The organism is Clostridium sartagoforme, assembly GCF_039521405.1.
In the GTDB taxonomy this organism is placed as follows: Bacteria; Bacillota; Clostridia; order Clostridiales; family Clostridiaceae; genus Clostridium; species Clostridium sartagoforme.
The window spans coordinates 141349-164733 of the sequence record NZ_BAAACH010000032.1; the positions used below are offsets into that span (position 1 = coordinate 141349).

Consider the following 23385-nt stretch of genomic DNA (forward strand, 5'->3'; position numbering starts at 1 on the left):
ATTTTTATTCAAAATATATATTGGAAAACTCAATATCCATTGTTTGAATCAACCTATTATCCATAAGATTCATATCTACTACTTTAGTTTCTTCTAAAACTTTTTTATCTGGAAGCAAAATTCTAAAATTACTACCTACTCCCGTATCACTAGTTAATTCTATTTTCCCACCCATAGCATTAACTAATAATTTTACCAAGCATAAACCTATTCCAGTTCCTTCTGACTTTCTCGTCAGCTCATTATTTACTTGACCAAATCTATCAAAAATAACTTTTTGTTTTTCTTTAGGAATGCCTACTCCTTCATCCTTTACATCTATACTTATAAATTCACATTCATAACCTATCTTAACAATTACCTTTTCCCCATTTTTAGTGAATTTTAGAGCGTTTGATAGTAGGTTTAGTAGTATTCGTTCATATTTTTCATCATCTATTGCTATAACTTTTTCATTAAAATCACATTTAAATTCTAAGTTTATATTTTTTCTTGTTGCAAAGCTCCTTACAGATTCTGTAATTAATCTTGACATACTTACAATATCATAATTTCTTAAATTTATGTTTAAATATCCTGATCCTGCTTTTGTAATGTCTAAAAGGTTATTTACAAGTCTTAGTTGCTGTAAAACACTCAAATTTATTTTATCTATATAGTTTTGTACTTTTTCAGGTAAATCTTTCTTATATAGAAGATTTATTAGTTGAGTTGTTGAGCTCATCACAGTTAAAGGAGTTCTAAATTCATGGGCAATAAATGAAAAGAATTCCTCTTGAGTTTTTAAAATTGTTTCTAGTTCCTTCTGATATCCAATTTTATCTGTTATATCTATTCCTACTTTTACTACTTCACGAATTTTGTTATTATCATATATAAGCTGATAAAAAGTTTCTATATATCTTTCTTTTTTATTAATTAATGTTTTAATTGTACTACCACTAATCATAGTTTTCTTAGATTTTATTATATTTATTTTTTTCTTATCATTATAAGGAATTTGCATAAATAATTTATCACTACATTTATCAATCTCTAATATTTCTTCCTTAACCTTTTTATTATAATGTATTATATTAAAATCTGGATAAGAAAATCTACAAATCAATAAATCTAAATTATCTATTATATTATAGAAGCCGTCTCTTTGTTTTTCTAGACATTTTTCGACTTTTAAGGAATCATTTAAACACCTTATACTAGATACAGATCCAATTATATTATTTTCTTTATCATATACAGGATTACTGCTTATATCTGTTTTTATAGTTATATCTGGTCTTTCAACTATAAGTCTCATACTTAATATCTGTTTACCTTGCAGTGCTTTAAAATTGGGTAAATCAATTAAAGAAATTTTGTTTCCCTTTAAATCATAATAGTTAGTATGTGCAAGAGTTTCTCCTATATAACTAACATTATTATTATATATAAATTTCCTTGCAGCTTTATTAAAGTATTCTATTTTGCCATCTTTATTTGCTAAAAATATACCATCACTAATATTATCAATTATATTTTTATATTTATTATTTTCCTCTTGTAACTCTTCCTTCTCCTTTTTAAGCTTTTCTATTTCTTTTTCCATCCTTGTATTGTTTAACACATCTTTATTTACATTTATAAAAGTTATTGTTAGATATTTTATTGTATTATTTTTTATTATTGGATTTACTATACATTTTAAATATTCGGAACTTCCATTAATATTATGAAAATATATATATTCAGAGCATTGCATTTCTTGGGTTTCAATAGACTTTTTTAGAAGATCTATTAAAATATTATCTGCTCCTATTTCTTTTATTTCCTTTAATTTAAATTCAGAATCCTTTTTTATTTTTATACTACTATTATTTAATATATCTATATAAATTTGATTCGATTTTATCAATTTTAGTTCTGGAAAATTATAAACACCTACTGCTATCTTATTATTATTTAATAAATTATCTATAAAATATATATTGTCTACATTATCTAAATTTATATTAGAACTTTTTAAACAAAAATCAATTAAGTTACTCATATTTAGCCCACCCTCTATTTAATAATTAGTGTGAAATAGAAATTTATATATAATAACCAATATTATGATATCATACGCAAACATTTTTTACCATATTTTCTCAAGAAAATGTAATTTTTTTACTATATCATATAAATTTGTTTTATATGATACTTTTATATGATACATAGTTAAATATTAAAAAGCATATTTAGATTTTATCTAAATATGCTTTTTAATTCTTTATGAATTTACTATTTCTCCACCATTAACATGAATTGTTTCTCCAGTTATGTAAGAAGCTCCATCACTAGCTAAGAAAACATAGCTTTCACCTAATTCTACTGGTTGTGCCGCTCTTTTCATAGGGCTTTGTTTGCCAAAACTTGAAACTTCAGTCATATCAAAAGAAGCTGGTATAAGAGGTGTCCATACTGGCCCTGGAGCAACTGCATTTACTCTTATATTTTTATCTGCTAAATTTAATGCTAATGATCTTGTAAATGAAGTTAAGGCTCCTTTAGTCATTGAATAATCAATTAACGTTTTATGTCCATGATAAGCCGTTACTGATGTTGTGTTAATAATACAATCTCCAGCATTTAAATGCTTTAAAACTTCTTTAGTTATATAAAAAGCTCCAAATACATTTGTTTTAAAAGTTCTATCAAATTGTTCTTTGGTTATATCAGTTAATGCATTGCATACATGTTGTTCTGCTGAATTATTAACTAATATATTTATTTTATTAAATTCTTTTATAACTGTATTTACAGCATTAATACAAAAGTTTTCATCTCCAATATCTCCACTTATTAAAATACATTCACCATTTATATCTTCTATAAGCTTTTTAGTTTTTTCTGCATCTTCATGTTCATTTAAATAAATAATTGCTATTTTCGCTCCTTCTTTTGCATAAGCTAAAGATACAGCTCTTCCTATTCCACTATCACCACCTGTTATTATTGCAACTTTATCTTTTAATTTATTTGATCCTTTGAATAATTCTTCTATTTTATAAATAGGCTTAGGATTCATTTTTTCTTCTATTCCTGGTTGTGTATTTTGATGTTGTGGAGGAAACTCCTTTGGAAAATTATTACTCATCTTTTTTCTCCTTAATACTATAATTATTTTTGAAATTTGAATTGCTTTCTATAGTTTCTAAATAATTAGTTTTACTTATTATATTATTTTCAAATTCCTTTACAGCATTTTTTGTAAAATTACCAATATTATTTAAATCATTGTAAACTTCCTTCATAATCACTTCTCCTTTACTTATTTATATACTTATTTTTTATTATTTAATCGCTAAATATACTTTTAAATAAATTTAAATTCTTCATATATTTGTAAAGTAGTGCTATAATAATTTTATTACAAAAATTACTTGAGGTGGAAGCTTATGCATTTAAAAAAAATTGAGGAAACAAGAGAAAAAATTAAAGATGTAATTAATAAAACTCCTATTTTATACAGCCCAACTTTTTCAAAACTTTCAAATTGTTCAGTTTATATGAAATGTGAGAACTTACAAGTTACTGGCGCTTATAAAATACGAGGGGCTCTTAATAAGATACGCTCATTAAGTGATGATGAAAAGTCTAAAGGAGTTGTTTGTTCTTCAGCTGGAAATCATGCTCAAGGAGTTGCTTATGCTGCTGAATTATTAGGAGTTAAATCAACAATAGTTATGCCAAGGACTACTCCTTATCTTAAAATACAATCTACTAAAGACTTTGGTGGTGAGGTTATATTATATGGTAATTGCTATGATGATGCCTTTTTAAAGGCTAAAAGTATTGAAGAAAATAATAACTCAGTATTTATACATCCTTTTAATGATATAAATGTAATTTATGGACAAGGTACCATTGCTTTAGAAATTTTAGAAGAAATACAAGATGTAGATGTAATCTTATGCCCAATTGGTGGTGGCGGATTAATAAGCGGTATTTCATTAGCTGCAAAGGAAATTAATCCCAAAATAAAGATAATAGGAGTTCAAGCTGAAGGTGCAAATGCTATGGAACAAAGTTTTAAAAATGGAACTTTAGTTTCATTAAATTCAGTTAATACTATTGCTGATGGTATAGCTGTTAAAAATCCAGGAGATTTAACTTATAAAATAATTCAAGAATATGTTGATGATATAATTACTGTTTCTGACAAAGAAATTGCTGAAGCATTTTTAATATTATGTGAAAAACATAAGTTACTTGCAGAAGCTTCTGGAGTTGCTTCTCTCGCTGCATTAAAAAAACTTAATATGAAAGATAAAAAGATTGTTCCTATAATTAGTGGTGGAAATATAGATATGATTACTATCTCTTCTTTAATTAATGACGGATTAGTTGAAAGAGGTAGATTATTTTGTTTTTCTATAGAGCTTCCCGATACCCCTGGACAATTACTTGAAATATCTAAAATTCTTTCAGAACTTAATGCAAATGTAGTTCAGCTTGAGCATAACCAATTTAAAGCCTCAAATAGATTAAAGAATGTCTTGTTAGAAGTTACTGTTGAAACTAATGGTATTGATCATATAAATTTAATTAAAGAATCTTTTACAAATATGGGCTTTAAAATAAATCAAATGTATTAATAAACGTATAAATAAAAACAACTTAAGATACAGCTATGCTTTATTTCTTAAGTTGTTTTTTATTTGATTATTTAAATTTTCTTTTAGCTTTTTTCATTTTCTTATATAATTTAGCATTTTGAACAACATCCATAAAATCTTCTGCCATCTCCATCACTAAATTACTTTTCATTCTTTTTCTTTTAAAATTTCTTTTCATCTTTTTCATTAGTTTATTCATCCTTAATCCCTCCTAAGGTTATACTTTACACTTATAGTTTACCCTTAAGAGTCAATTTTATTATAAAATTTAAACTATACTAGTTACTATAGCATTTATAAAATCTTCCTTTTTAGAATTTAAATATTCACCATAATAATCATTATTTATATCATTATTAATTTTAATTATACTAGATAATATAAAATTATTTATATCTATTTCATATCTAAGTTCTATTTCATTTTTAATACTTCTAAATTCTTTTATACCACCATTTTTTCTATATTTTCTAATTAAGGAATCTAAATAAGTATTATATTCTTTAATTTTAAAAGCTATTTTTTGAACATATTTTTTCTTATCTTTTATATAGCTTTTTTCATATTCTAATTTTAATTTTAGTAATTCCGAAATAGAATATCTTTTTTCTAAAATTTCTATACATGAATATTCATTTTGAAAAGCACTTTGCAGTATAAAAAGTGCCAATTCATCATCACTTCTTATACTTTTTAAAAATTCTTTTCCCCCTGCTATTTCAATAGCCTTTTTTAGCTGCTTTAGCTTTTCTTCTATAAGTTTATTATTAATAGTTATCATGGTACTCCCCTTTGTTATATTTTGCGAAGCATTTTTCAGTTCACAAGGCACAGTTGTTTTTATTTTTTTAGGTATCAGAGAACAGGTATCAGGTAACAAGTACTAAATGTAACCTATAATTAAAAATTAAGAAACATCCACTTCAAGGTGAGCTTCAGTAGATAGGCTTTCATACTAAGTTCAGTTATCGCTACACTCAACTTCACTAAGTATTTAATGCCGTACACATTATATAGTTTAAGTTTTGTGCAGCAAAACAACCTAAATTTTTTCATGCTTTCATTTATAAATTGCTTTGCAATTTATATCATAACCTGTTATCTGTGCCCTGTTACTTTATTCCAAAAACTGTGAATTGTACACTGTGAACTAAAAGAAATTGCTTTACAATTTATAAAACGTTTATGCAATTTATATCTAAATTATAAGTTACATCCTTACGTTCTACAATTATTTTTATCTTTTCTTTTATTTCTTCATCTTCCATAACTTTGCTTAAAAGTTCTTTTGTTGGATTTATTGCATATGGTATACCTACTGATTTGAACATACTTATATCTCCAGATGTGTCTCCATAGGCATAGCTTTTGCTTAAATCAATATTATATTTTTGTTGAAATTCATTAATTGAATTCAATTTGCTTTCATGATCCCACATAGGAATTACATCACCGCTATACTTATTATTATTATCTAGTTCATAAACTGTTCCTTTATAATCATCCATATTATACTTCATAGACATTTCTTTTACTAATTCACTTGGAGAGCCTGATATTGCAATTACTATATGTCCTTGATCTTTGTGCCACTTTATTCTTTCTCTACTAAAAGTGTACACTCTATCTCCCTTTTGTTCTATAACTTTTTTCGCTATATAATCTATATGATACTTATCTATTCCTTTTATTGCTTCAACATAAACATCTACCATTTTTAGTAGATAGGTATCGTAATCACCTTGTCTTTTATCCCATTTTATGTATGAAGGTCTTACGTCTTTATACCATTTATTTTCGCTGACTAGTTCATATTTTATTATTTTTTTAAATACTTCTGTAATTAAACCTTCTCTGTATATAGTCCCATCAATATCAAAAAATGCTGCTACGTTTTTCATAAAACCCCTCCTATTTACTTTTTAATATCTATTATATATATGATTCAATTAAAAATCTACAATAATATTATATTAAAATAACTTATTATTGTAGATTTTTATCTTATATTAAATTTCCATAATTATAGGGATTATCGTAGGCCTTCTTTTAGTTTTATCATAAATATATCTTTCTAAAGCTTTTTTAACATTTGTTTTAATTAAGTACCACTCTATAATTTTATCATCTAAACAATTTTGAAGTTCTTCTGTTGCAATTTGTTTTAACTCTTTAATTAGCTCTTCTGATTCTTTCACATATACAAAGCCTCTTGTTATTATATCTGGTCCTGCAATTATACTATAACTTTCTTTTTCTATTGTTACAACAATATTTACTAATCCATCTTGTGCTAAATGCTTTCTATCTCTTAAAACAAGACTTCCTACATCTCCTACTCCTAATCCATCTACCAAAACAGTTCCACTAGTTACTTTGCCACATATTTTAGCAGATTCTTGCTTTATCTCTAGTACGTTTCCAACTTCTAATATGAATATATCCTTAGATTCCATACCAAGACTAATTGCTAAATCTTTATGATGTTTTAGATGTCTATATTCTCCATGAACAGGCATAAAGTATTTTGGCTTTATAAGTGTGTGCATCAATTTTAACTCTTCTCTATAGGCATGCCCTGATACATGGACTTCTTCTAAATCTTCATAAATAACATCCGCACCTTTTTTAAATAACTGATTTATTACTTTTGAAATTAGTTTATCATTACCTGGTATTGGGGATGCTGAGATTATAAATAAATCATCTCTTTCTATTTTTATTTTTCTGTGGTTTCCAAAAGCTATTCTTGCTAAGGCTGCCATAGGTTCACCTTGACTTCCTGTTGTAATAATTGTTATATTTTCATTTGAATAATTTTTTATATCGTCTATTTCTACTAACATATCATCTGGAATATGAAGATATCCAAGTTCTTTTGCTGATTTCGAAATATTTTCCATGCTTCGACCTGAAAAAGAAACTCTTCTATTATTTTCTATTGACGCATCTATTATTTGCTGCATTCTATGTATATTAGATGCAAATGTCGCTACAATTATTCTCCCCTTTGCACTTCTAAAGATTCTTCTGAATGTGTTTCCTATTGATTTTTCTGACATTGTATATCCTGATCTTTCAACATTAGTACTGTCGGCCATTAATAAAATAACGCCCTCTTTTCCTATACTTGAAATTCTATTTATATCTATGACTTTTTCATCTATAGGTGTTAAATCTATTTTAAAATCACCAGTATGAAATATAACTCCAAGTGAAGTTTTTATAGCTAAACAGCAAGATTCTGCTATACTATGTGTACTTTGGATAAACTCAATGCTTATATTTTCTAAATCAACATTTTCTCCTGGATTTACACTAATTAAATTACTGGTTTCTATTAAGTTATGCTCTCTTAATTTATTTTCAATAATAGCTAAGGCCAATCTTGTTCCATATATGGGTACATTTAACTGTTTTAATATATATGGAATTGATCCAATATGATCTTCATGAGCATGTGTAATAAAAAATCCCTTTACCTTATCTTTGTTTTGAATTAAATATGTTATGTCTGGAATTATTAAATCTACTCCATACATTTCTTCATCTGGAAATGCAACTCCACAATCAACTACTATTATTTCTTCACCAGCTTCTATTGCTGTAATATTTTTTCCTATTTCTCCTACTCCACCTAAAGGAATAATTTTAACAGATAAATCATTATTCATTGAAAAACCCTCCTAATCTATTAAAAATAGTATTCCCTAAATTTTTAATTTAAATAATAAAAACCATCCTTTAAAAGATGGTTTTTATTACTAATTATTATAATATAAATTTTCACTTTGATATTCAGCATCACAAGTTATATCTATTCCAAGCCTTCTGAAGGTTTGTTCATCATTAGTTGGTATAATAGTTGTAGAGTGTGCTTGGCATCCCTTTAACATAGTCAGTTTTTCAAGGGCAACTTGTGCTGTAGGATTAGTTGCTGCACATATGCTTAAGGCTATTAATATTTCTTCACAATTTAAAACTGTATTTTTTATTCCTAAAGTTTTTAATTTTAAATTTTTTATTGGTTCTAATATTACAGGTGAAATAAGATGAATTTCATCTGATATATTTGCAAGATGCTTTATTGAATTTAATATTACAGCTGCAGATGCATCCATTAACTCCGAGCTCTTTCCTGTTATTATATTTCCATCTTCAAGTTCTAATGCAACTGATGAGATCCCATCATTTTTCCCTTGCAGCTTTCTTTGTTTAGCTAAATAATCTCTTGCTGGAATTACAACATTTCTGTCAGTTTCCTTTAAGCTTAGTTCTTCCATAATCAACTTAGCTCTATCTGATGTTTCTTTATCTATATATCCTTTTTTATATTCACAAGTAGTTTTAAAATATCTTCTTATTATTTCTTGCTTAGAAGCTTCTTTTATTACTTCATCATCTATAATTCCATAACCAACTCTATTTACTCCCATATCCGTAGGAGATTTATATACTGATTCCTCTCCAGTAATTTTCTCAATTATTCTTTTTAATACCGGAAAACTTTCTATGTCTCTATTATAATTTACAGCTAACTTATTATAAGCATCAACGTGAAATGAATCTATCATATTTACATCTTTCAAATCAACAGTAGCAGCTTCATAGGCTATGTTTAAGGGGTGTTTTAATGGAACATTCCAAACTGGGAAAGTTTCAAATTTAGAGTATCCAACAACATTTCCTCTTTTATTTTCGTGATATAATTGACTTAAACAAGTTGCAAGCTTACCACTTCCTGGGCCTGGGGCAGTAACAACTACTATAGGCTTAGTTGTTTCTATATATGGATTTTTTCCATATCCTTCTTCACTTACTATAGTATCAACATCAGTTGGGTATCCCTTTGTAGCCTCATGCTTATAAACTTTTATTCCTCTTCTTTCTAGCTTATTTATAAAAACAGTAGTAGCTGGTTGTCCATCGTATCTTGTTATAACTACACTATTTACATCAAGTTCATATGTTCTTAAATCATCTATTAATCTTAATACTTCTAAATCATATGTAATACCAAAATCTCCTCTTATTTTATTTCTTTCTATATCTCCTGCATAAACACAAATAACAACTTCAACTTTTTCTTTTAACTTTTGAAGAAGCTTTATTTTAGCATTTTCATCAAATCCCGGCAAAACTCTTTTTGCATGTAAATCAAACATAAGTTTTCCACCAAATTCTAAATATAATTTATCATAATTATTAACTCTTTCTAGTATATATTTAGATTGTTCTTCAAGATATTTTTTATGGTCAAATCCTATTTTCATTTTATTGCCTCTCTTCTTTTATTCTTTATGTTCTTCACTAAAAACTAATTATACATTAAAAATTTTTATCTTTCTATAATAAGTTATATTAAAAGTATATGTTAATCTTTTTTATTAAAAATTATAGTTATATATTTTATAATGAATTATATAAAAAGCATATGCTTATTTTATTATATGCATATGCTTATTGGTAAAATCATTATCACTTTTCCTTTTATATTACATTCTGGTTTTTTAGGAAGAATTATATTATTTTCTTTTAATACCTCTAAATATGGATCTATTGAATCTATTACTTGTTGATAATATTCTTCTTGTGAAGTCTTTCGTAATAAGCTTATACATTTATTTTCATCTTCTTTTATCATCATTACCTTCCCGAATACTTTGCAAGAACAATGAACCAAATTAAACATATGTGCATGATTACTTAAAAAGTTATTTTCATTTATTGTTAAAAGTAATGATATGTCTTCATTTTGCATTAGGAGATCATGACTTCCTCTTGAAGTTATAGACATTCTTAATCTTTCTAATAACTTACATATTATATTAAAATTTAAGTTTTTCAAGTTCTTTTTTTCTAATAAAGTGTTTAAAAAATCTGCCCCATAGCAGTTTATGATATAAATCAAGGTATCTATATAAAAAGGGAGTGATGTTTCTTTCAAAAACCCATCAACTTCTACATATTCCCCTTCCTTAATATTTCCACTTTCCATATCTTTATAGCTTATTTTTTTTACGTTTTTATTATCATACATCCTATTTAATAAACTACCATGAAGAGTAAAGATGGTACTAATTTTTTTAATTTCTTGTTCATTTCTATCAAAATCACGGCCTTCAAAACCTAAACTCCTATCACTCCCATTTTCATAATGATCATCACATCTTTCTTGTTTGGTTTTATAACCCTCTATCTTATCTTTTTTACTTCCAAAATCAGAGCCATTTGATTCCCTGTCACCTATCTTAATATTTCCTCCAATAGTTCTATCTTTAATTCTCCTATATGTTCTTATATCTATATATCCATTTAATATTACTGAATTTAAATTTTTTATTAGAGCTTCATCTAAATATACCAATAAGTCTAACATCAGTGTCCTCCTAAGATTATTATACTTTTACACCATATTATATTAGACTAGTAAATATTTAATAACTTAAATATTATTTTTTATTTTTTGATAAAATACTTTTTATTTCATTTAGTATATCTTTTTCATCTTCTCTTAATACAAGAGTACCTTTTTTATTACTTTCTATTATTTTTAATATAGTTACTTCATCCTCTAGTTCTTTTATTTTCTTATTTATTTCCTTTTTATTCTTTTTTGATAACTCTGATGAATATACTTCATTATTACATACTGAGCATTTTCCATACAACTTATTATAAGCTACTTTTCCTATGTTAAACTCTTTAATTTCTGTACAACTATCAATTTTAATATTTTGAATTTTATTGCATTTTTCACAAAAACATCTGTTTTCAAGCATAATTTCACCCCTAATATATTGTACCATATTAGAATATTATTTTTATCATAAAATTTTATCTAAGTCTTTATTATATATTTATATATATATTCTTCCATTTATTCTTTTGTCAAAGTCACTCCAACTTCCACTTTCTAAATCTTCGCATATTATATTTATTTTATTTAGAGTTGCATCAACATAATCTGCATAATGAACTATATATGCTTCCATGGTATTAGGCTCCTTTGGTGATCCAAACTCTTGCTTTCCATGATGTTGAACTACTATTGCCTTCAATCTATTTATAAAATCACTAGAGTATATTTCTTTATTACTATTAAAGGCTTCATCTAACATACTTAACCCTATAACTATATGGCCTTCTAGCTCTCCTTCTAAGGTATAACTAAAGGGTTTATCATAATTCATTTCTCTTATTTTTCCTATATCATGTAACTTTGCTCCTAATATTGCAATTTCTTTATTTCTGCAATTATATCTATAAGCAAATTCACGTGCAAGTGAAGTTACTGCTAGTGTATGCTCTGCTAATCCCCCGATGTAATTATGATGGTTAAACACTCCTCCAATTGCTTTTTCAAACTTATTTAAAAATTCTGAGCTGCCAAAAAAATATTCATCAATTGTTTTTGCTTCTAAGCTTTTAAATTCAATTTTGCTTATTTTATTTAATTCATCCATTATTTCATTAATAGGTCTTTTCACTGATGGTAAATAATCTAAAATATCTATTTCTAAAACTTTTTTTATAAAATTAACTTTAAACTTTGGAGCTAATTTCCCTTTTACTAATATAACATCTCCTATATTTATTGATGCATTTATATTTTTTATATAAGCTTTTATTTCTCCAGAATTATCTCCAATAATTGCAATAAAATTATCAACTTCATAAGATATTATTTTTATTACTATAAAAGTACTTTCAATATTTTGATGCATTTTAATATCTTTTAAATATATCTTTTTCATATGTATCACCTCTATTTAATGCTTGTTTATAAATTATTATTAACTATATTTTTATAAAAATTCTATTTTACTAAACTCATATGCTTTAATTTTTAGTGTTTATGGAAATATAAAATAAAAAATTCTATAAAGTAATAAAAGGATGCCAAAGCACCCTTTTATTATTATTTTACTACCAACAAAAACCTAGTAATAATAACCATATTAATGGTGAACATCCGCAGCCACATCCGCCAAATCCTCCACCGAAGCCTCCACAGCCGCATCCTCCACAGCCTCCACCGAAGCCTCCGCAGCCACAGCCACAATTAGAGTAGTTACCGCAGCAGCCACCTCTGTAGCCACCACCACAACAGTTATTTCTACTATAACAAGATCTTCTTGACATGTTTATCAACTCCTACTCTTTCGTATAGTACATTGTATTCATTACATATTGTTTATGTTCTGTAATATTTTTTATATTTTAATAATCATTTACGAGTATATTATTTAAATGTACTTTTTCTATTTCTTATGATAAACTATTATTAAGGAGGTGTTTATATGGAAAAGAGAAATAGATTGGTGGCTCCAAGAAATGTTGTAAACACAAAAATGCTTTATAGTTTTTACATATTAAAAGAATTATCAAAAGGAAATACTATATTTGGTAATAAGGTTCTTGAAGAATTTAGAAATAGATTTTCAGAGACTTCTCTCCCTTTTCCGGTTTCTTCTAGTACAATATACGAAACTCTCTATGATTTAGAAATGAAGGGATATGTAAAAAGCTCTTGGACAGGTGATGAATTTTTAAATAAAAGAAGTAAAAAAATATATTCTATTACAGATAGCGGCGTTGAATATTATAAATATCATATAGCAGATTATATTAATAATCTAAATAAAACTAAAGCCACTTTAGATATTATGATAGATATGCTTATGAAATAAGATACACAAATTTGTAAAATATATTTATTAAATAATATAAATTTAATCATAGGAATATCTATAAATATAAAATTTTGTTGTAAACTTTATATTTATAAATTATTGTGTAACTATTTCTTTAATAAGAAATAGTATAATTAATATATTATTTCTATGGAGGATTATAATGAAAGAAAATAAAGTTATTAATAATTTTATTTATTTAAATAAAAATTTGAATTTTGGGGAATTAAATCAAAATACTTTAATTTTAGAATTTAGTGATATTAATTTTTCAATTTATAATAAAGTATCTGTATTTATTAAAAATATAAAAACTCGAGAAGTCTTTAAATGTTTATCCTTTATAAAAAATGCTGAAATAAATGTTAATTTAGATAGCATAAAACATTTATGCACAGATTATGAATACATTATTCTTATAAGAGCTGAATTAAATAATTCATCATATATAATATATCCTAAATTCACTTGTAAATCTAAAACTTATATAAGTAATAACTCATCAAAAAATAATCATAGATGGTTTATTAGAATATCTGAAAATGGTGAGCTTAGATTATCTACTATATTTATTTTTCCAAATCAAGACAATGTTAAAGAAAATATTTCATTTTAAAAAATGGATATATGTAAATTTGTTTGTTCTATTACTAAGTTAATAGTATCTCAAACTTACATATATCCATTTAAAAATTAGAACAAATAAAATATAAAATAAATTTACTTTTAATAAGCTTAAAAGTATTTTGATTTTAAATATTCTATAAAACAATATTTTGAACAAAAAACATTTAACTCTTCTTTATCTATATAGGCCTCTTTAGAATTAGTTACATTATTACAATATCTACATTTAAAAATTACTTCATTAGAAATTTCATTTTCCATTTCTTCTCTTGTTATCTTGTTTATTAAATTTTTAAAGCTATTCATTGTAATTCCTCACTTATACTATATTAGTATATATATATTAATATAGTATAAGCATATAACTATTGTTTAAAATAAATTATTAGATTTTGCAATATCTATATACTCTTTTATGTTCTTTTCATCATTATAAAATATAGGAAATTTAAAATTATAATTTCCCCATACCAATATTGGCCCTTTTGTAAAATAAAAGGTTATAAAAAATAATTCTCTTGTACATAATTTAGTTAAAAGCTTAATATATTTTTTATCTCTTATTTCAAAAAATATACTATTACTACTTCCTTCATTTAAGATATCATTAAATAGTTTTCTTTCTTGAGAATCTATATTATCATAAATAAACTTAATACTATCATGATCCAATTTATTTTTATAAAAATCTATTATTAGTTTATCTTCATTAGAATTTAAGTCAAAAAATTCTTCTAAAGTATTTATGAAATCTTCTTCTACTATTTTAATCTCTTTATCTTCTTTAGGAAAAAGCTCAACATATTTATATTTATTAAATCCCTCTAAAACATTACAAAATCTTATCTTTATCATTTTTTCAGCTTCTTCATTCTTTAATGACTTAACTCCCATACTTCCCCCTATTTTAAAGTTATTTTATTCCATTCCATTCATAAAGTTGCTTTCTAACTTCACTAATTAATTCATTAAGATTTTCAGTTTCAATTTCAGTTACTTCATTTAAAGTATTGTTTTTTATTACTTGCTTATACTTTACAACCTTATTATGATTAGAATTCCATACTTCTAATATTTTACTTTTTTCTATATCCATATCATTACTCCTTATATTGCTATAAGGAGATAAAATTAACTTTTAAATTTCGCTTTCATATCTCCAATAGCATCATAATAACAAATTCCTATTTTGCTTTTACTCATCTTTCCTTTTTCAAATAAATATGCGCTATAGTAATTTGTATTATTTAGTATATCCCTAATTATATAAATTAATAAGATATCTTTTTCTATTTTTAACTGAGATGTATTAACTATATTATTAAGGTAATCTATCCTTGTGCTAGAAGAGGTTTCTAAAATTTGTATATACATTTTGTTTGGATCTTCTTTTATTTTTTCTAATAAGTTTTGTACTGATAATAAATCATTAATTAAATCAAATTCTCTAAAAAGTTGTAATTCATTTATATTATCTGATAATTTATTAAAATCATCATTCTTCCATTCTATTTCTACATTATTTAAATGTTTTGGTTGATTTTCTTTTATTACTTTAGATATAACTGAATAACCTAATAATTGTCCTAACATTATAAAATATTTATTTTCCCTTTTTACAACTTCAAATTTATCACTTTCTTTATTTAACCCAAAGTTTATATAATTTTTTATAAAGCCATTAAATATATCCATTAAATCAAAATTTAACATACTAACTCCTTATTTAAAATTTATATGCTTTCAATTTTGCTATTTTACTTAAATAAGTCTATTAACTTTTAATTTTATAAGACTATAATGATGTAGATTATTAATTGAAACATATATATTATTTTATCATTTATATTTATATTATTCTACTTATATAAATATCTAACTTATCGTCTATTTTATATATTTATACTTATTTACGAGTATATTATTTTAGCTATAAAAATAAATTTATTTGACATTAGAAATTATTGGTGATATCCTGTAATTGATAATGATTATCAAGGAGAGATAAATATGATAAAATATAGATTGAAAATTATAGATATTATTAATGAAGCAAAAGGAACAAAAACATACTATTTTGAAAAACCAAAAGATTTAACATGGGAGGCTGGATCTCATACCCATATAGGAATTATTGGATTTGATGAAGGTGAAAAGCCTAATAAAAGTTTAGTGAGACACATGTCTATAATGACTTTGCCAACTGAAAACAAAGTTGGGTTTACAACAAGAGTGCCTAGAATCTGTTCTGAATTTAAAAGCAAATTATCTAACCTAAATGTTAATGATGAAATTGTAATGTTTAAATTAGGATCAAAATTAGCTTTAAGACGTTGCAACAGACCTGTAATTCTACTATCAATGGGAGTAGGAATAGCTGCAATGAGACCAATTATTCTTAATTTTATAGAAGATAACTCTAATATTCCTTATTTAATTAATGTAAATGTAGATTCATCAAATGATTTTATTTTTAAGAATGAACTTGATAATCTTTCTAATGAAACATATAAAAATTATTGGTTAAATTCTAGGAAATCATTTTATGAAAATTTAGAACAATTATCACAATTACAAAACCCTATTTATTATATAGTTGGAAGTTATGATTTTCTTAAAGATACTATCCAAAGCCTAAAGACTAAGAATGTGAATATCTCAGATATTGTCATAGATCAAAAAGATGAAGTTTTAAATCAACTTTTTGGAGCTTAAAATTGATTATTTTAAAGCCCAGTGATTTAAAATCACTGGGCTTTAATTCGTAATAGATTTATATAGTTTACAGTTTAGATGAAACTATCAATTTTAAGTTATATCAGCTATTTGATCGTTGATATAATGATTCCTTAATTCGGCAGAGCTAAATTATTTCCATAACTGTGCACTGTGCCTTGTGAACTGCTTTTTAATAAAATATAACAGATAAAAAAATTTACTCTATTCCAAAACTATTTTCATATATATCAAAAAATACACTTATATCAAGACATTGTTTTTTCAATTCATCATCTTCTGTAGTCACTTGCCATCCGTAGGTTTTATACGGTTTCCAATAAAATCTATTTACTTTATTAAGATTAAATTCATCTTTTATAAAATCAAATCCATAGGCAAAATCAATCTTTGCTTGTTTAAATGCTTTATTAGCATCTTTAAAAACAGGCATTCCACTTTCGGCTAATCCAATATCATAAGCTTCATTTTCTTGAAATATTTCGCTACCTATCCTTTTATTATATTCTCCTACTGCTTTTTCAGGGCTAGTAGCTTTGTATATAAGAATGATTATGAATAAAACTGCCACAATTGATATTAAAATAGTCATTTTAGATTTCTTTTTCAAGATATACACCTCTTTTTATTCTTATAATCTTAATATTTCTATTTATCATAACATATTTTACTAATAAATTCTTTTTTAAATTTAAACTTCTATTAAACTATATTATGAGCAAATATATAAGTTAGTATTAATAAATAATAATTTTTAATACTAAAAATATAATTATCTAACCTTTTTTCTGCATATTTTAAAAAGATTGTTCATTAACATAATATTAATTTTACGATAATTCATCACTTATTAAGATTGTAAAATTAAATCCACTTGTCCAATTATTATTTTCTTGGCAGTTTATTACTCCAAATTATTTCATAACTCCCATCTGCATTTATTGGCTGTAAATTAAGTTTATATACACCAGTTTGGCTTCCAGCTTCAAATTGAAGATAATTAAAATTCGGAATATGTATTATATTTCCATTTTTGTCAGTTTCATCTTTTACTTCTTCTTTTAGGTTAAGAGTTCCACCTAAATAATCTAATGGATAAGTTAATTCACGATATATCTTTCCATCTTCATAAACTACATATCCTTTAAAAACTGATTCATTTTCAGGGTTTATAATTTCCCAATCAACTTGCCCTTCAGTTAAGTTAAAATCAAGAGAAGCATAAAATCCCTGACTTGACTTAGTTTCTATATCCACAGCAATAGTCTCTGCTTTTAATTTTGAAAATGAACCTTCATAGGTAGTATGTTTTATTGGGTTGTTGGAGCAGGAAACAAGAGTTAAAATTAAAAATGCTAGCAAAACTAAATATCTAAGTTTTTTATTCTTCAAGATTTCTCCCCCTTATAATTTTGTAATATATTACACTTACAAGTTAATTATACCATATTTTTCCAATATTCCACTATTCAGTTTTCAATGAAAGTTTCAATTACTTAATTTAAATCACGTATGGTATTTAAACTACACACTAAAAATACCGCATATTAATTTTTAATAGTACGGCATTTTTATGGACTTAATAAACTTATTCGTATTCCACATATTATGACCAAAAGAGATATTGAATAATTGAAATATCATGCTGTTAATAAAAAACTAATAATTTTCCTTAAAATCTTTTATCTCATCTATTTTTTTCTCAAGTCTATTTAAACGAATATATAATTCTTTTAAGTATAATACATTTTTCTCTTCTTGCGCCTTTAACTTATTAGGTATGTAATACACAACATTAAATATAATTAATAAAATTAGTATTATAATAATAAACTCTATCACAATCTAATATCCCCCTTTAAAACTCCTATAATTACATTTATTCACTTTATTTATAACTACTATTATACTCTAAAAACTACATTCCAACTATATATTCCCATATTTGTCTTGAATTTATTTCCTTTTTACTATAGAAAATTTTATTGTTTACGAAGAGGTTATTTCTCTAAATAAAAATAGAAATAAAAAAAGCTATTGCTTACCACAAAATTTATGGTTCATAATAGCTTTAATTAAAACTATAAAGGTTTGTTGCTTTTTAATAGTTGATACGCTATAGTCTAAAAGTTTTTCTACTGCATCAGATAATTGAACTAAATTATCATCAGTTGCATCAGCAGAAATATTTTTAAAGTTTTGCTCCTTAAAAACATCCTTACCTTTAGAATCATCCCCTATTTGATATCTAACCTTAATAACATTTTCCGTTAATACTGAATTTGCTGCCATATTATCACCTCCTCTTTACAATCTTCATATATGCAGAAAAGAAGGTTATAAAAATTTTATTTTTAATTTTTTGATTTAATTAATTGGAAGCACAAAAAGCACCAACCTGAGAACATTTTTCCCAAGTTGGTTCCTATAATTTTTGTTATCATATAACATTTGTAAACAGCTCAGTTCCGATAGCATTCATTAAAAATATTTATATTCATTATATTTATCCAGATAACTATTACTTGTTATATCCTTACAATTATTTATAAATATATTATAATCATTATTAATAAATTCTGTTTTTATTATATTAAACTCTTCTTTTGAAATTTTTTATTATAATAATAATTGCCCCAAAAACAAATTGCTTTTCCTTACTTTATCCATAAAGCAGGACGAACTCCACCTGTACATTTTCCATCACTAATGTTGCCCTTCAATATATTGTTTCCTTGTATCCCGATATTACCGTCAGTACCAAAGATATACACAGCTTTTACATTAACACGGCCAGGTGAACGAAGCCACCACCACCAAGCCCATTCTTTATTATGAAGTTTTGCTAATCTGTTACTGTTATTTTCATCTTTTCTTTGAAACCAATATCTTTGATTTTTACCAGGGTTGTTCAGTTTTGAAGTGCTATCACCAAAATACTTGCATACTTCCTCAAGGCTTAATAAAAAGATATTGTCTTCAGTATCTTCTCCTCCCTTTGTCCCATACCACTGATTATCAAGATTCTTATTTATTACCGTAATGATTCTTGATTTATCATCTGCATTAAATTTCTCATAAAATTCACCATTAAGATATTTCCTTAAAGTACAGTCAGCCCATGTTATATCTTTATACGCATCATGGTAAGGTCGTTGGTCTATAATTTCTTCTGTTATAATCAAAGCTGTATTGTTTTGTATATCAAGCACACGCCAGTTATAATCACCAAATGATAATACTGAGCCAATTTTAATCTCTTCCATTATAAGCACTTTCCCTTCTTCTTTGTAACATGTGGATTTATCAGATTTATTTCATCCTATTTAAAGGCGGTGTTTTCATCATTATCGCAACTAATCCCCAATAAATTCCCATCATAATTTCTTGTTCTTTCTCAAAAAAATTCAAAAAATTGTCTGCTTCATTTTTACATTTTTCAATATCTTTATCTAAATAAAGCCAAGTACTGTTCTTCTTTAATTTTATGCAATTTTAGCTTTTAAGCCTAGCTGCTTCATTATAATTCTGTCTAATCCTTTTAAATCTTCTTCATTTAACATATCTCCAACATCTATGATTTGTGATTTATCAATAACTGTTAGCTGCTCTGCCATCATTATATTTCCTTTATAAGCTACATCATAATCTTTAGTTAGCTTAGTATGTATTGGTAATTTAGTTTTATCTTTACTGGTTAAGGGTATTACCATAGTTGTAGTTGAAAATTTATTTCCTGTATTATTTTGTACCACTACAGCTGGTCTCTTTCCTCCCTGACAGCATCCATAACCTTCTTTAAAATCACACCATATTAGTTGTCCTCTTTTTATTACCATATTAATTTCTCCTCTCAATTTAATATTATAGGTTGTGAAGATGTTAAATTATAAGAAACATCTTCACAATACCTTTTACTTATAGTTTTAAATAAATATCTTTTAGATACTTTTTATATTTATATAACAATTTTAAGTACTCTTTCAATACTAAAAAATCTTTTTGACCAGTTATATCTAAAGCAATATAACCTAAATCATTATCAATTTTTCTTATCTCAGGATCTTCTAAGATTAATTTATTTCTGTCTAAAAACATGTTATAAACTAAATTTTCTAACTCATCCTTTAGCTTATATACCTCATATTTACAACGCTCCTTTAGACTATTATTCATCCCAAGGATCGTTATCACTTTCATCCATACCGTAATCCTCTATATCACATTGATATTCAAACTCTTCTCTAGACAAACTTCCTCCTTCATTCCTATGCTCTCTCCATCTTTCATCTCTATCGTCTCTACACATTTATAATTCTCCTTTCATTTATTATCTAAAGTGCCTGTATTAAAAGTACTTTTAAATTTACTTTATACTTTTCCTGAGCACATTTTTAGTATACTATAGGAAAGCATATAAAGCATTTCTGGTTTCAGACAATCTTTTAGGAACAAAAAAGAGGAAACCCAAGACTTCCTCCAACTAATTCAAATTTTAAAATTTTAAATCTAATTATCTTAATTCTTCTAATTATTTCTTAGAATTCCTAATTATTTCTTGAGATTTCTCACTTATTCATTTAACACTTAAATTTATTAGAGGTTTTTAATAGATTTCTTATGAATTTTGTTTTAAACAATCATACTAATTTTCAAAATTAATCATATTATTAACTTTATTCATAACATCTTTCATTGACTTAAATTCCTTTTTATCAAAATCACTAGCTTTTTTATAAAATACATCATTGTCTATTTCATTATTTTCTATAATATAGTTGAAATTATTTTTGTCTACTATTTCAAAGCTTATCCTATCTATTTTCTTAGCAATTAATTTAATGTCTTCATCAAAGGTAGTTAAAATAATAAAATTAGTATCCTTGCTATAATATTTATTAAACTCTTCAATTGTATTACTTATAAATTCTATTTTTTCTGCAATAGTTGATTTTCTATCTTTCTTTAAATCTTTATTGTTGTCTTTATATATTGTATCAGATTTAACTTTTCCCCACGAAATACTGTTATATACTATATCTTCTTCTGTATATAAAACATTATAATGTATATTTTCAGCTCCTATTATCATTCCTAAGCTTACATTTAATATTCTCTTTTTACTTCTTTCATATTTTGGAACTTCAGCTGATGAAATGGTTCCTAAATTAATATATTTCAAGATAAATGCTATGCTGTTATCTTTATTTAATACTTCTTCCAATATAATATTTTTCCCTTCTGCTTATTTTGTAATTACACTTTTAATATGAATTACTAAAAAAATTTGTTGTTTTGTTTGATGAGTTTTTTAAGTTATCTAATAATTACCTACTACTTTTGCTGCTATTATAACCTTCTTAGAAAGCCCTCCATGAATAAGCTGAAGCACATCATTTTCATTATAGTCACAATAATCATACACCCTAAATTTAAGTTCTCTTTTATTTTCAAAATCAGTTACATATACTTCATAGTAGTTCCTTCTACCTCTTCTTCCTAATTTCATTACGATCCCAGTACAAATTCCTTTTGTCTCTGTATATAAGCCCAAAATTGCATCTATAAAATATAGTACATCTGAAATAATAAATATAAAAGCAATAACCATAGCAGGAATATACTCTAACCTAAATTTACCTGAGAATGGTAATATAAATATAAGTACAATCCAGTCAATATGCTTAATTCTTTCAATAAAACTTACTGATACATGAGGATGTATCATTGGCTTAATCTTCCATAACAAATTAATATCCTCGTAAGAATTTTTATTATAAGCCTTTCTCCAATTTCTTTGAGTTTCAGAAAGCATATAAGATGACTTAATCTTACTTTTGAACATATACAAGTTTATATATCCAGCAAACATGAGCAATGCTGAAATAATTATACTAATATTTCTAACAATAATAATTGTAAATAATATATATCCAATAAAAAGTGCACCTAATAGTTTCATAAAATACATCTTTTTATTAAGCTCTTTCTTCTCTTCACCTGAAAGATTCCTACTCTTTTCAAAAAAATTAAGAATGCAGCATATAAAAATAGTAAAAAGTGTAAAAGAATTAACATTATTTACAGCCCCTATAGTTTCATAAGAGCCTCCCCTCATAAAATATACAAAGTTTGTAGCTACATTTAACACTATGGGAAATATAGCAAAAATCAAATTACTTTCCAACCCTCTTTTTTCAGACCACATATTTTCTCCCCCGCATTTTTTAAGTTAAACTAAGTTTTGTTTATATGTAAAACATGGTAAATATATTATTCATTTTATCATAAAAACAAGCTGTATATTGTAAATTTTATATTTTTACTCTTTCATTTTTTATTAATAAATAGTATAAAAAAAGGTACCACTTAATAGATTAATTGAACTTGTAAAATGAAAATAGACATTATAAAAAGTAAAATTTTTATAATGTCTATTTTTGCATATAATTAAATTATCGGAGGTGTAATTATGAATAAAGTAGGAAGGCCTAAAGGTGGAAAAAGTAAAAGGTGGACTCCTGAGGAGAAGGAAAGAATAGTTAAACGATATTTCGAAGGTGAAATATCAAGAACACAGCTAGCTAAAGAAGAAAAAGTTACAGATAGTATGCTTCATGTAAATGTCAACCTCAAAATGTTGAAAAGTTCCAACATGAAAATGCATAATTATTTGATAGTTATTT

The 23385-nt window shown here is 25.3% G+C and carries 31 protein-coding genes; 5 read left to right on the forward strand and 26 right to left on the reverse strand.

What is annotated here, in order from left to right:
• Nucleotides 1–4 precede the first annotated feature (4 nt).
• The 3 genes from ABDZ60_RS12750 to ABDZ60_RS12760 all read right to left on the reverse strand — a co-directional run bounded on the left by ABDZ60_RS12750 (nt 5) and on the right by ABDZ60_RS12760 (nt 3275).
• Nucleotides 5–2029 (reverse strand): sensor histidine kinase, encoded by a 2025-nt coding sequence (locus ABDZ60_RS12750; RefSeq protein WP_343778533.1) that lies wholly within the window; start codon nt 2027–2029, stop codon nt 5–7.
• A 222-nt stretch (nt 2030–2251) separates the two neighbouring features.
• On the reverse strand, nt 2252–3118 hold the full coding sequence (locus ABDZ60_RS12755; RefSeq protein ID WP_343778535.1) for an SDR family oxidoreductase: 867 nt from the start codon (nt 3116–3118) through the stop codon (nt 2252–2254).
• The gene (locus ABDZ60_RS12760; RefSeq protein WP_343778537.1) at nt 3111–3275 is read right to left on the reverse strand and encodes a hypothetical protein; all 165 of its coding nucleotides are present in this window, start codon (nt 3273–3275) and stop codon (nt 3111–3113) included. The genes ABDZ60_RS12755 and ABDZ60_RS12760 overlap by 8 nt, the downstream gene beginning before the upstream one ends.
• A gap of 144 nt (nt 3276–3419) precedes the next feature.
• Between ABDZ60_RS12760 and ilvA the strand changes: the two genes are divergently transcribed.
• On the forward strand, nt 3420–4619 hold the full coding sequence (gene ilvA / locus ABDZ60_RS12765; RefSeq protein WP_343778539.1) for a threonine ammonia-lyase: 1200 nt from the start codon (nt 3420–3422) through the stop codon (nt 4617–4619).
• 67 nt (nt 4620–4686) lie between these two features.
• Here the strand turns inward: ilvA and ABDZ60_RS12770 are convergent, their stop codons facing one another.
• The 9 genes from ABDZ60_RS12770 to ABDZ60_RS12810 all read right to left on the reverse strand — a co-directional run bounded on the left by ABDZ60_RS12770 (nt 4687) and on the right by ABDZ60_RS12810 (nt 12785).
• Nucleotides 4687–4839, reverse strand: a complete 153-nt coding sequence (locus ABDZ60_RS12770) for a hypothetical protein (RefSeq protein ID WP_172655002.1) — start codon at nt 4837–4839, stop codon at nt 4687–4689.
• 69 nt (nt 4840–4908) lie between these two features.
• Nucleotides 4909–5421, reverse strand: a complete 513-nt coding sequence (locus tag ABDZ60_RS12775; protein ID WP_343778541.1) for a hypothetical protein — start codon at nt 5419–5421, stop codon at nt 4909–4911.
• A gap of 391 nt (nt 5422–5812) precedes the next feature.
• Nucleotides 5813–6541: an HAD-IB family hydrolase gene (locus ABDZ60_RS12780; protein ID WP_343778543.1), complete on the reverse strand. Its 729-nt coding sequence runs from the start codon at nt 6539–6541 to the stop codon at nt 5813–5815.
• A gap of 108 nt (nt 6542–6649) precedes the next feature.
• Complete coding sequence (locus ABDZ60_RS12785; RefSeq protein ID WP_343778545.1) at nt 6650–8314, reverse strand: ribonuclease J; 1665 nt, start codon at nt 8312–8314, stop codon at nt 6650–6652.
• A gap of 90 nt (nt 8315–8404) precedes the next feature.
• Entirely contained in the window at nt 8405–9913 is a 1509-nt protein-coding gene (locus ABDZ60_RS12790; RefSeq protein WP_343778547.1) for a DUF1846 domain-containing protein, read from the reverse strand.
• A gap of 173 nt (nt 9914–10086) precedes the next feature.
• Nucleotides 10087–11019 carry a DUF6414 family protein gene (locus ABDZ60_RS12795; RefSeq protein ID WP_047000470.1) on the reverse strand — a complete coding sequence of 311 codons (933 nt, stop codon included), beginning with the start codon at nt 11017–11019 and terminating at the stop codon, nt 10087–10089.
• A 73-nt stretch (nt 11020–11092) separates the two neighbouring features.
• Nucleotides 11093–11422: a hypothetical protein gene (locus tag ABDZ60_RS12800; protein WP_343778550.1), complete on the reverse strand. Its 330-nt coding sequence runs from the start codon at nt 11420–11422 to the stop codon at nt 11093–11095.
• A gap of 78 nt (nt 11423–11500) precedes the next feature.
• On the reverse strand, nt 11501–12397 hold the full coding sequence (locus tag ABDZ60_RS12805) for an HD domain-containing protein (protein ID WP_343778552.1): 897 nt from the start codon (nt 12395–12397) through the stop codon (nt 11501–11503).
• 172 nt (nt 12398–12569) lie between these two features.
• Nucleotides 12570–12785 (reverse strand): hypothetical protein, encoded by a 216-nt coding sequence (locus ABDZ60_RS12810; RefSeq protein WP_083935722.1) that lies wholly within the window; start codon nt 12783–12785, stop codon nt 12570–12572.
• A gap of 158 nt (nt 12786–12943) precedes the next feature.
• On the opposite strand from ABDZ60_RS12810, the gene ABDZ60_RS12815 reads away from it, so the two are divergent.
• A complete protein-coding gene (locus ABDZ60_RS12815) occupies nt 12944–13333 on the forward strand; it encodes a PadR family transcriptional regulator (RefSeq protein ID WP_016209009.1) in 390 nt (129 codons plus the stop codon).
• A 166-nt stretch (nt 13334–13499) separates the two neighbouring features.
• Nucleotides 13500–13952, forward strand: a complete 453-nt coding sequence (locus tag ABDZ60_RS12820; protein ID WP_343778555.1) for a hypothetical protein — start codon at nt 13500–13502, stop codon at nt 13950–13952.
• 119 nt (nt 13953–14071) lie between these two features.
• On the opposite strand, the gene ABDZ60_RS12825 is transcribed toward ABDZ60_RS12820, so the two are convergent.
• The 4 genes from ABDZ60_RS12825 to ABDZ60_RS12840 form a co-directional block, all read right to left on the reverse strand.
• A complete protein-coding gene (locus tag ABDZ60_RS12825) occupies nt 14072–14269 on the reverse strand; it encodes a hypothetical protein (protein WP_016209097.1) in 198 nt (65 codons plus the stop codon).
• Nucleotides 14270–14335: 66 nt separating this feature from the next.
• Entirely contained in the window at nt 14336–14857 is a 522-nt protein-coding gene (locus tag ABDZ60_RS12830; RefSeq protein WP_343778557.1) for a hypothetical protein, read from the reverse strand.
• A gap of 19 nt (nt 14858–14876) precedes the next feature.
• Nucleotides 14877–15059 (reverse strand): hypothetical protein, encoded by a 183-nt coding sequence (locus ABDZ60_RS12835; protein WP_343778559.1) that lies wholly within the window; start codon nt 15057–15059, stop codon nt 14877–14879.
• Nucleotides 15060–15094: 35 nt separating this feature from the next.
• Nucleotides 15095–15676 (reverse strand): hypothetical protein, encoded by a 582-nt coding sequence (locus ABDZ60_RS12840; protein WP_343778561.1) that lies wholly within the window; start codon nt 15674–15676, stop codon nt 15095–15097.
• A 297-nt stretch (nt 15677–15973) separates the two neighbouring features.
• Between ABDZ60_RS12840 and ABDZ60_RS12845 the strand changes: the two genes are divergently transcribed.
• The gene (locus tag ABDZ60_RS12845) at nt 15974–16678 is read left to right on the forward strand and encodes a ferredoxin reductase domain-containing protein (protein ID WP_016209095.1); all 705 of its coding nucleotides are present in this window, start codon (nt 15974–15976) and stop codon (nt 16676–16678) included.
• Nucleotides 16679–16898: 220 nt separating this feature from the next.
• Here ABDZ60_RS12845 and ABDZ60_RS12850 read toward each other — a convergent pair whose 3' ends face one another.
• From ABDZ60_RS12850 to ABDZ60_RS12895, 10 genes are all read right to left on the reverse strand, one after another.
• On the reverse strand, nt 16899–17309 hold the full coding sequence (locus tag ABDZ60_RS12850) for a hypothetical protein (RefSeq protein ID WP_343778564.1): 411 nt from the start codon (nt 17307–17309) through the stop codon (nt 16899–16901).
• 275 nt (nt 17310–17584) lie between these two features.
• The gene (locus ABDZ60_RS12855) at nt 17585–18091 is read right to left on the reverse strand and encodes a hypothetical protein (protein WP_047001202.1); all 507 of its coding nucleotides are present in this window, start codon (nt 18089–18091) and stop codon (nt 17585–17587) included.
• Between the two features lie 267 nt (nt 18092–18358).
• On the reverse strand, nt 18359–18541 hold the full coding sequence (locus ABDZ60_RS12860; RefSeq protein WP_343778567.1) for a hypothetical protein: 183 nt from the start codon (nt 18539–18541) through the stop codon (nt 18359–18361).
• A 192-nt stretch (nt 18542–18733) separates the two neighbouring features.
• Nucleotides 18734–18991: a DUF1659 domain-containing protein gene (locus ABDZ60_RS12865; RefSeq protein ID WP_343778569.1), complete on the reverse strand. Its 258-nt coding sequence runs from the start codon at nt 18989–18991 to the stop codon at nt 18734–18736.
• A gap of 365 nt (nt 18992–19356) precedes the next feature.
• On the reverse strand, nt 19357–19965 hold the full coding sequence (locus tag ABDZ60_RS12870; RefSeq protein ID WP_343778582.1) for a DUF6273 domain-containing protein: 609 nt from the start codon (nt 19963–19965) through the stop codon (nt 19357–19359).
• Nucleotides 19966–20184: 219 nt separating this feature from the next.
• Nucleotides 20185–20538 (reverse strand): type II toxin-antitoxin system PemK/MazF family toxin, encoded by a 354-nt coding sequence (locus ABDZ60_RS12875; RefSeq protein ID WP_047001205.1) that lies wholly within the window; start codon nt 20536–20538, stop codon nt 20185–20187.
• A 79-nt stretch (nt 20539–20617) separates the two neighbouring features.
• Complete coding sequence (locus ABDZ60_RS12880) at nt 20618–20899, reverse strand: hypothetical protein (RefSeq protein ID WP_343778572.1); 282 nt, start codon at nt 20897–20899, stop codon at nt 20618–20620.
• The gene (locus ABDZ60_RS12885; protein ID WP_343778574.1) at nt 20868–21008 is read right to left on the reverse strand and encodes a hypothetical protein; all 141 of its coding nucleotides are present in this window, start codon (nt 21006–21008) and stop codon (nt 20868–20870) included. The genes ABDZ60_RS12880 and ABDZ60_RS12885 overlap by 32 nt, the downstream gene beginning before the upstream one ends.
• 336 nt (nt 21009–21344) lie before the next feature.
• The gene (locus ABDZ60_RS12890) at nt 21345–21923 is read right to left on the reverse strand and encodes a hypothetical protein (protein WP_343778576.1); all 579 of its coding nucleotides are present in this window, start codon (nt 21921–21923) and stop codon (nt 21345–21347) included.
• 96 nt (nt 21924–22019) lie between these two features.
• Nucleotides 22020–22907 carry a hypothetical protein gene (locus tag ABDZ60_RS12895; RefSeq protein WP_343778578.1) on the reverse strand — a complete coding sequence of 296 codons (888 nt, stop codon included), beginning with the start codon at nt 22905–22907 and terminating at the stop codon, nt 22020–22022.
• Nucleotides 22908–23171: 264 nt separating this feature from the next.
• Between ABDZ60_RS12895 and ABDZ60_RS12900 the strand changes: the two genes are divergently transcribed.
• Nucleotides 23172–23385, forward strand: a 214-nt coding sequence (locus ABDZ60_RS12900) for a transposase (protein WP_343778580.1), incomplete at its 3' end; no start/stop codon positions are given.